Below are 7,125 nucleotides of genomic sequence, written 5' to 3'. Positions count from 1 at the left end.
TGGGCGTGTTTGAATTTGATAAGTTTGCGGCGGGGACGGAAGCGATCGCCCACACCCTAGCCGAACTCACACCCAAAGGCACTACAACCATTATCGGAGGCGGTGACTCAGTAGCAGCCGTCGAAAAAGTTGGTCTTGCCAGTCAGATGAGCCACATTTCTACAGGTGGCGGTGCCAGTCTCGAACTGCTCGAAGGTAAAGAATTGCCCGGAATTGCAGCCCTGGACGAAGCGTAAAAAATTGGGGAATGGAGGTCGGGAGCCGTTTGGTCAAAGCTTTCTACAGCCTATTCCCCTTTACAATTGCCCTGAGATGGGCTGACAGGTGTTGCCATCTTTGCCAGATGAGTTGCGTGAAATCAGTTCTTCGCGCTGCAAGATCTGATTGTCGTAGCCAAAAACTCGAATGTCACATACGCCCGTTGCACCCGGAGCGACGATCGCAAACATGCCGTCTGGACTCTCATCACGCAGGCTTTTGCCGTTGTTAAAGGTGGCTTCGATCGCCGAGACCTGGGGTGACAGTACTTGACCATAGAGAACGGTGTGGCGGTCTTTGCCTTTGACGGCAGCGCGGTTTACTCCGTAGTCAATCAGCTTGGCTGACGTAGATTTAGCCTTTTGAGATTCCTGAGTCGGATGGCTCCCACTGCTGCTCAGGTGCCACTCCATGCCGATTCGCTTCATGGCTCGGTAGCTTAATACCTGTTTTGAGGCCTTCTTTTCGCTGGCAAAGGTGGGCTTATCGTCATCTGGGCAAGCCCCCCGATAAACCGCGACGATGCCCTTCGACCATTTGCGCGTGGTCAAGACCTGAAAGTTCTTTGCTTCTAAATCTGGCCTACCGGGACATGAAAAAGGCTGGCGTAGCGCTTCTTCTGGAGTCGCAGCGACCAATGAAAACGTGTATCCTCCCGCCGCCGTCAAAACCAGACAACCTATCAGACAACCTGCCCATCGTCGATTCATGGTTGATCGCGCTTTCTATAGATTAAGAACTTGATAGCCTCACTTTGCCCTAGTTGCCCAAAGTCTTAACTCTTTCTCAAGTTGAGTCTTCTTCATGAGTGTGATTCAAAATTCAGGCTTGTCACGAAATAGCCACTTACGATCGAGCCTTTATGAAGATGCTCAAAAAGCAAAGTCGCTGGCGATCGATTAAAATTCACCAACGACTCGTTTAACTTATCAGCACTCTATGATTCAAAAGGTTCAAGCTGATCAATTCTCAACCAGGCATTGGGTGTGGGCACGGCACCAAACTTAACGAAAGCATAATCGCCCTTCATATCGACCACTTCGCCCTTAGTTTCATAAATGTAGGAGGGAAACCGCGCATCGCTGGCCTGTGCCTCCAAACTGTTTTCTAGTTTTTCTCGCACCGCACGCACCAGATCGCCTCTTTTGATTGCCATAATTTACCTCAAACTGGACTTACTTAGCATTTTAGGCAGTTTTGGGTGAAGATTTTAGACAAATAATAGATGGATACGATTGATGTGTGAGGTTGGGTTAATAGATGAGAGTGCGGTATGTCGCGACTTCAGATTAACTAAGGTGGCTTAATGGTTCAAGAAATGATGCAAGAGACTGCTCTGCTACGCCTGTTACAGCTTGCCAGTTCTACGTTGCCTGTGGGAGCTTACAGCTATTCAGAAGGGGTTGAGGCGATCGTTCAATCTGGAAAAATTGAGAGTGCAGAAAGTCTAGAACATTGGCTAAGACAAGAATTGCGGTATGGAGCGGTGCGCCTCGAAGCGGCTGTGATGGTGCGGGCGGCCCGTTCGCTCTCTGACCCTGCCACTGTGCTGTATTGGAACCGCTGGCTATCGGCTGTGAGAGAAACCGAAGAACTACGATCGCAAAGTTGGCAAATGGGGCGATCGCTACGATGCCTCTTTCAAGACCTTCAGCCCGACTCACTGCTTCTCACGCCTCACGCCTCGCTCCTCAGCCCCTCCGAAAACTGCAACTTTGCGATCGCCTTCGGCATTGTGTCCGCGAGTTGGGAAATTGATGAACGATCGGCAGTGTTGGGCTATCTCCACAGTTGGGCGACCAATTTGATCAGCGCTGGCGTGAAACTGATTCCCCTCGGACAGACGGCTGGACAAAGATTATTGCTGGGATTGGGGGAAGCGATCGAGCGATCAACTCAAGAAATTCTGACGCTGCAAGACGACGACCTCTCGACCTGTGGCTGGGGATTATCCCTGGCAAGTATGGCCCATGAAACGTTGTACAGTCGCCTGTTTCGCAGCTAAATATGAGTCCTGTACAATGAATTGCAAACAGTAAATTTTAATCAGGTTGTCAATTCAATGAATCTCTTGCGTTGTTGACATCTTCTGCTTCTCAAGCTGCCAATTTTGGGGGACTTTCAGACGAGGGTTCTCAGTGAGTTCTAAGCATTGAATTGTAACCAGCGACGACTACAACTTTTCGGGTCAAACCAGAAGCAAAAATTCTATGAATGCATTTCGAGTGGGAATCGCGGGGCCAGTTGGATCGGGCAAAACGGCGCTAGTGGATGCGTTGTGTAAGGCAATGCGGCAAACGTTCAACATTGCGGTTGTAACGAATGATATCTATACGCAAGAAGATGCTCAGTTTTTGGTGAAAAGTCAGGCCCTGGAGCGCGATCGCATTCTCGGTGTTGAGACGGGGGGGTGTCCTCATACGGCGATTCGAGAAGATGCGTCAATGAATTTGGCGGCGATCGAAACCCTCGAACAGCGATTTCTAAATCTAGATTTAATTCTGGTTGAAAGTGGCGGTGACAATCTAGCTGCAACCTTTAGTCCCGAACTTGTCGATTTGAATATTTATGTGATCGACGTAGCAGGCGGCGACAAAATTCCCCGAAAAGGTGGCCCAGGTATTACAAAGTCTGATTTGCTTGTCATTAATAAAATAGATCTAGCTCCCTATGTAGGTGCTGACTTGAGCGTTATGGAGCGCGATGCTAAAAAGATGCGCGGAGACAAGCCTTTCGTCTTCACAAACCTCAAACTTAAAGTTGGACTGAGCGAAATTTTAGAGTTTATTCAAACTCAAGCGGGGTTTGCTCTTGGTACAAGATCGACAACTCAGCGTGATTTGCACTTGCATTAACGATAAGCAGGGTGCAGTAGATTTAAGCGAAAACGGCCACAAACCAAACTGTAGTTAGTCAACTAGCTAATTCAAGGTATTTAGATTGCACGAGCAATATACCTAGCAAAGATGCCGTCTGGTGAATACACAACATCCTCAATATGAAAGCCAGCACGCTCTATCATTGGCTCCAGAAGCCAAGTGAAGGTTGAATGCTCATCACGGATGTGTTCTTCGAGATCAGTCCGAGTCCAGCCATCTTCAGGAGCGTCGTTGAGCGTGGCACACCACTCATCAAGGCGATCCGTTGCTTCTGACGGATCGAAGTTGTAGACAACATCCCACAGCCGAAGCACACCTCCCGTCCGAACGATATGTCGAAGTCGTTGAAGAGCTAGAGCTTTCCAGAAATCGGGAAGGTGATGGAGTGCATAGCGAGAATAGACGATATCAGCTTGCCTTCCTTGGTGTTCATAAGTGAGAAAACCAGACTGGACAACTTTAACATTCCGTAGGCAAGACTCACTAACCTTTGCCTTGAGCACGTCCAGCATTACAGGCGAAACGTCAACTGCAACCACCCGTGTACACATTGAGGCAACAGCAAGCGTGAACTGTCCAGTACCTGCGCCAATGTCTATCACTTCTGATTGCTCATTAAGTCCAAACCTTTTCATAAGTGCCAGCTCTTCCATGACACTAGCATCTTCCTTAACGTCATATTGAGATGCGTGCTCGGCATCAAGATTTTCTCTGCCTGCGCTCTTCAATTCGTCTAGCATCCAATGGTTTTTTTTCTCAATCTTGTTCATCTTTCACTTGATCCCTAAATCAATAGCAATATTCTACTTTTTACCCAATGTTATCTTGACCTTGAAGTTCAGCATAACGTTGCTGTTCAGTGGCTATCCACAACCTCTGCCATAACACCAACCAACTTTGTTGCCCGCTGCAACAGCGTTGTTCTGCCGCGTTTGAGGCGAGAGTTTAACGACTCCAAACGATATCACAGACATAATTTGTCAGGCATTACTTGACACTCTACTCGACAAAGATGTAAGGTAGTACTTGACGGTGAGCAGGCAACCCCATGAAAAACCGACTGAAAGAACTTCGCCAACTGCACCGATGGTCACAAGCTGAACTTGCCAGACAACTGGGAGTCAGTCGTCAGTCAGTGAATGGGTTTGAATCTGGAAAGTTTGACCCCAGCCTAGAGATGGCTTTCAAAATTGCCAGCCTGTTTAATGTCGCGATCGAAGAAATATTCATTTATGAGAGGACACACGCGATGCCGACTCTAGTTGAACAAGTCAAAAACTTCATTGAAGAGAATATCAATTCTTTGGTGGAGGGTGGAGTGCTGAGTGCTGAGGATTTGCTGGAGCGTTATGCTGCTGGAGAACGGGATTTTAGTGGAATCTACCTGATCCGGTTAAAATTTGGGAAAAAGTTTCCGATGGGTGTTGACTTGAGCGGAATCAATTTGAGTGGTGCTAATTTGAGTGAGTCCGATTTGCGGAAAGTTAACCTGAGTGGTGCTAATTTGAGTGGAGCCGACCTGAGCAACTGTTGGATCAAGAAGGCTAACTTGAGTGAAGCTAATTTGAGTGGAGCCGACCTGAGCAACTGTTTGATTGAGAATGCTAACTTGAGTGGTGCTAATTTGAGTGGTGCTAATTTGAAAAATACTCAGATGACCGAAAGTAATCTCAGTGGTGCTGATTTGACTAGTGCTAACCTTGTTTACACTATTTTGACTGGTTCTAATTTGACTAATGCCAACCTTACAGATGCTCATTTCACCTACGTGATCGGTTCTAATGGCAAAATCATCAATTACAACGATTCTCCCAATTGAACAAAATTGATGCTCAATCTGTGAACAATCAACTGACAGAAACCGTTTGAGCCAGACTAAAGAACGACTGAAACTACTCTACACCTACTAGATTTTTGAGGTCTTAGTAGGTGTTTTGTTGTTCATCTAACCAGTAATTCTCAAACCACCGCCACCACCTGTAACGTAAGCGGCAGAAATGACTGAAACGAAGTGCAAAGACTCTATACCGTCTGCTCCACTGTGTTGTTAGACCATGCCTCACCGATCGCTTACGATAGACGCATTCACGCTTGTCTGAGAGTTTAAGCGATATCTCTTGATGAGTTAATTCTCTTGGTCAACAATCTCAGTTAGCTCAGAACAAACCCAGTCCAAGTGTGATCCTGTAATGAAAAAACCGAATCATAACGCTTCCACTAAGTTGGTATTTTTTTTGGGTTTGCTGCTTGTGTTCAGCGGTACAGTAATTGCCTGCCTCAACCCATTGGCTTCCCTAACCCCCGATTATTTCCCCCTCCGCGTTGGTGATTGGTGGCAGTACCAAACCGTCGATGTGGAATCTTCTGTTTACGGATCTGTCACTTCCAAATATAAGTTGAGCGTGGTGAGTCAGGAGAGACAAACCGATGGCACGCTCCTGTATGTAATTGGAACACCGTCTATTGACAAGCTAAGTGAACTATTCTCGCGAGAATGGTACTCTAAACCTGCTGGGCAAGTGCTTGCTCATCGCAATGAATATCCCCTATGGTCGAAAGAGAATCGAGGTTTTTCGTTTGAGCCGCCACGCATTGTACTCAAAAATCCGCTACAACCAGGACATTCTTGGGTGTGGGAGGGCAAGGGATTTTTTGGGGTGCCCACTATTGAAGTGAGTAAGGTTGTCGCCAGCGAAACTGTGGTTGTTCCGGCAGGTAAATTTATAGCCATGAAAGTTGAAACGCAGGGATCGCTTGGATCGGTGATTCCGATTCCAAAAACTATCTCCTGGTATGCCAGTGGGGTTGGGTTGGTGAAGTCAGAGTAATATTCTAACTACAAAAGTTCTAGACCTGCCGCCCGTACTACGGAACTCCAGGATTACAGCTTTAGAACCAAAACCTAATCCTGTTTTGTCAACGAGATCTGTGATTTAAGGGACACAGTAAATGATGCGGTTGCTGTCATGCGGGCTAACGACCCGCTTCACCCGCCGCTAGTAACCTTTCGTTCTCAGCCAACCAACTCTCAACGGTCGGTGTGCAAGCGGATTGTGAGCTGGCTGATCGCGACTACGATTGCAAAACCGCTACACGACATAATTCTAAACCGTTTCCGTCATACCCGGAATGTGTCTCAACGACTCGAAACCCATACCCTTCTAGCTCTTGATCAACCCAGCCCTGAGTTAAATCATCACGACGACTGCGATATTGAGAAATGATCAATCGACCGCTTTGAGCAACAAACTCAGCCAATAATCTTTCGACAAAAGGCTTTCGATAATTGCGCGGCACGTAATCGAGTTCAGTTCGCACATAATCAAAGCACTGCGGCGGAGTCCAATTCCAGGCGTTACCCATATAAATATTGCCCGAAGATTGAAGGCGTTGTCGAGCTAAATCAACAAGTTTGGCTGAATAGTCCAGACCGTGAGGTGTAATCTCAACGCCTTTTAACTTTGCCCAAGCGACTAGACACTCCAACAAATACCCATTCGCACAACCAATATCGAGATATGTACCTGATCGCTTCACTGGTGCTATGTTTACGATCCGAAGTCGTATCCAATCCTCAAATGTCCCACTCTTACCAGATTGTTGCCACGCAGTAGGTGCGACTGCATACGCTGTTGCCAAGGTTTTTTTGACCTTTGCAAACCAATCTTGTAAATCGACCAACGCTACATCATCAAAGGCAAAACCACATTGACAATGCTTAATCGACTCCTTGACCTCTTGTAAACATTGAGGGCAACGCATAGCTAGTCAAAGTTAAAAACAATTCAAGATCCAATTAATTTTCCCTGCCCACCGACGACTTGTAAACAACGCTCCTATCGACCAGAACGAAGCCAGCTAACGTTCCGGTTGAGCGGCGATGAGAGAACTTAAACGCTAGACGAAAAGACTCTGAACGTCCGCTCCAACCGGGTTGTGTACGCCCAGCATGGGCGTGAACTAATGGGGTGAAAGTCCCCTGTCGGAG

Annotated in this window: 10 protein-coding genes; 5 read left to right on the top strand and 5 right to left on the bottom strand. The window is 47.1% G+C overall.

The window, feature by feature from the left end:
* Positions 1-236: phosphoglycerate kinase (gene pgk, locus ACJ2PR_RS34510; protein WP_446880437.1), on the top strand; the 236-nt coding region annotated here is incomplete at its 5' end.
* A gap of 60 nt (positions 237-296) precedes the next feature.
* Here pgk and ACJ2PR_RS34505 read toward each other — a convergent pair.
* Together ACJ2PR_RS34505 and ndhO are read right to left on the bottom strand one after the other, a co-directional pair.
* Positions 297-968 carry a hypothetical protein gene (locus tag ACJ2PR_RS34505; protein ID WP_446880436.1) on the bottom strand — a complete coding sequence of 224 codons (672 nt, stop codon included), beginning with the start codon at positions 966-968 and terminating at the stop codon, positions 297-299.
* Between the two features lie 227 nt (positions 969-1,195).
* Positions 1,196-1,414 carry an NAD(P)H-quinone oxidoreductase subunit O gene (ndhO, locus tag ACJ2PR_RS34500; RefSeq protein WP_446860188.1) on the bottom strand — a complete coding sequence of 73 codons (219 nt, stop codon included), beginning with the start codon at positions 1,412-1,414 and terminating at the stop codon, positions 1,196-1,198.
* 150 nt (positions 1,415-1,564) lie between these two features.
* Here ndhO and ACJ2PR_RS34495 point away from each other — a divergent pair, with 150 nt between their 5' ends.
* Together ACJ2PR_RS34495 and ureG are read left to right on the top strand one after the other, a co-directional pair.
* Positions 1,565-2,263, top strand: coding sequence for an urease accessory protein UreF (locus ACJ2PR_RS34495; RefSeq protein ID WP_446880435.1), 699 nt, complete (start codon positions 1,565-1,567; stop codon positions 2,261-2,263).
* 205 nt (positions 2,264-2,468) lie between these two features.
* Positions 2,469-3,113, top strand: coding sequence for an urease accessory protein UreG (gene ureG / locus ACJ2PR_RS34490; protein WP_446880434.1), 645 nt, complete (start codon positions 2,469-2,471; stop codon positions 3,111-3,113).
* An 80-nt stretch (positions 3,114-3,193) separates the two neighbouring features.
* On the opposite strand, the gene ACJ2PR_RS34485 is transcribed toward ureG, so the two are convergent.
* Complete coding sequence (locus tag ACJ2PR_RS34485) at positions 3,194-3,907, bottom strand: class I SAM-dependent methyltransferase (RefSeq protein WP_446880433.1); 714 nt, start codon at positions 3,905-3,907, stop codon at positions 3,194-3,196.
* 278 nt (positions 3,908-4,185) lie between these two features.
* On the opposite strand from ACJ2PR_RS34485, the gene ACJ2PR_RS34480 reads away from it, so the two are divergent.
* Positions 4,186-4,956: a pentapeptide repeat-containing protein gene (locus ACJ2PR_RS34480; RefSeq protein WP_446880432.1), complete on the top strand. Its 771-nt coding sequence runs from the start codon at positions 4,186-4,188 to the stop codon at positions 4,954-4,956.
* Between the two features lie 370 nt (positions 4,957-5,326).
* Complete coding sequence (locus ACJ2PR_RS34475; RefSeq protein WP_446880431.1) at positions 5,327-5,965, top strand: TapB family protein; 639 nt, start codon at positions 5,327-5,329, stop codon at positions 5,963-5,965.
* Positions 5,966-6,209: 244 nt separating this feature from the next.
* Here ACJ2PR_RS34475 and ACJ2PR_RS34470 read toward each other — a convergent pair whose 3' ends face one another.
* Entirely contained in the window at positions 6,210-6,899 is a 690-nt protein-coding gene (locus ACJ2PR_RS34470) for a class I SAM-dependent methyltransferase (RefSeq protein ID WP_446880430.1), read from the bottom strand.
* 34 nt (positions 6,900-6,933) lie between these two features.
* Positions 6,934-7,125, bottom strand: a 192-nt coding sequence (locus tag ACJ2PR_RS34465; RefSeq protein ID WP_446880429.1) for a hypothetical protein, incomplete at its 5' end; no start/stop codon positions are given.

The organism is Phormidesmis sp. 146-33 (assembly GCF_052939515.1).
Note: the sequence above shows the minus strand (reverse complement) of the source record. Positions and strands in the feature narration are given on the sequence as shown.

Coding starts and splice junctions, on each gene's coding strand:
- ACJ2PR_RS34505 (WP_446880436.1), bottom strand. CDS start 968: ATGAATCGACGATGGGCAGGTTGTCTGATAGGTTGTCTGGTTTTGACG.
- ndhO (WP_446860188.1), bottom strand. CDS start 1,414: ATGGCAATCAAAAGAGGCGATCTGGTGCGTGCGGTGCGAGAAAAACTA.
- ACJ2PR_RS34495 (WP_446880435.1), top strand. CDS start 1,565: ATGGTTCAAGAAATGATGCAAGAGACTGCTCTGCTACGCCTGTTACAG.
- ureG (WP_446880434.1), top strand. CDS start 2,469: ATGAATGCATTTCGAGTGGGAATCGCGGGGCCAGTTGGATCGGGCAAA.
- ACJ2PR_RS34485 (WP_446880433.1), bottom strand. CDS start 3,907: ATGAACAAGATTGAGAAAAAAAACCATTGGATGCTAGACGAATTGAAG.
- ACJ2PR_RS34480 (WP_446880432.1), top strand. CDS start 4,186: ATGAAAAACCGACTGAAAGAACTTCGCCAACTGCACCGATGGTCACAA.
- ACJ2PR_RS34475 (WP_446880431.1), top strand. CDS start 5,327: ATGAAAAAACCGAATCATAACGCTTCCACTAAGTTGGTATTTTTTTTG.
- ACJ2PR_RS34470 (WP_446880430.1), bottom strand. CDS start 6,899: ATGCGTTGCCCTCAATGTTTACAAGAGGTCAAGGAGTCGATTAAGCAT.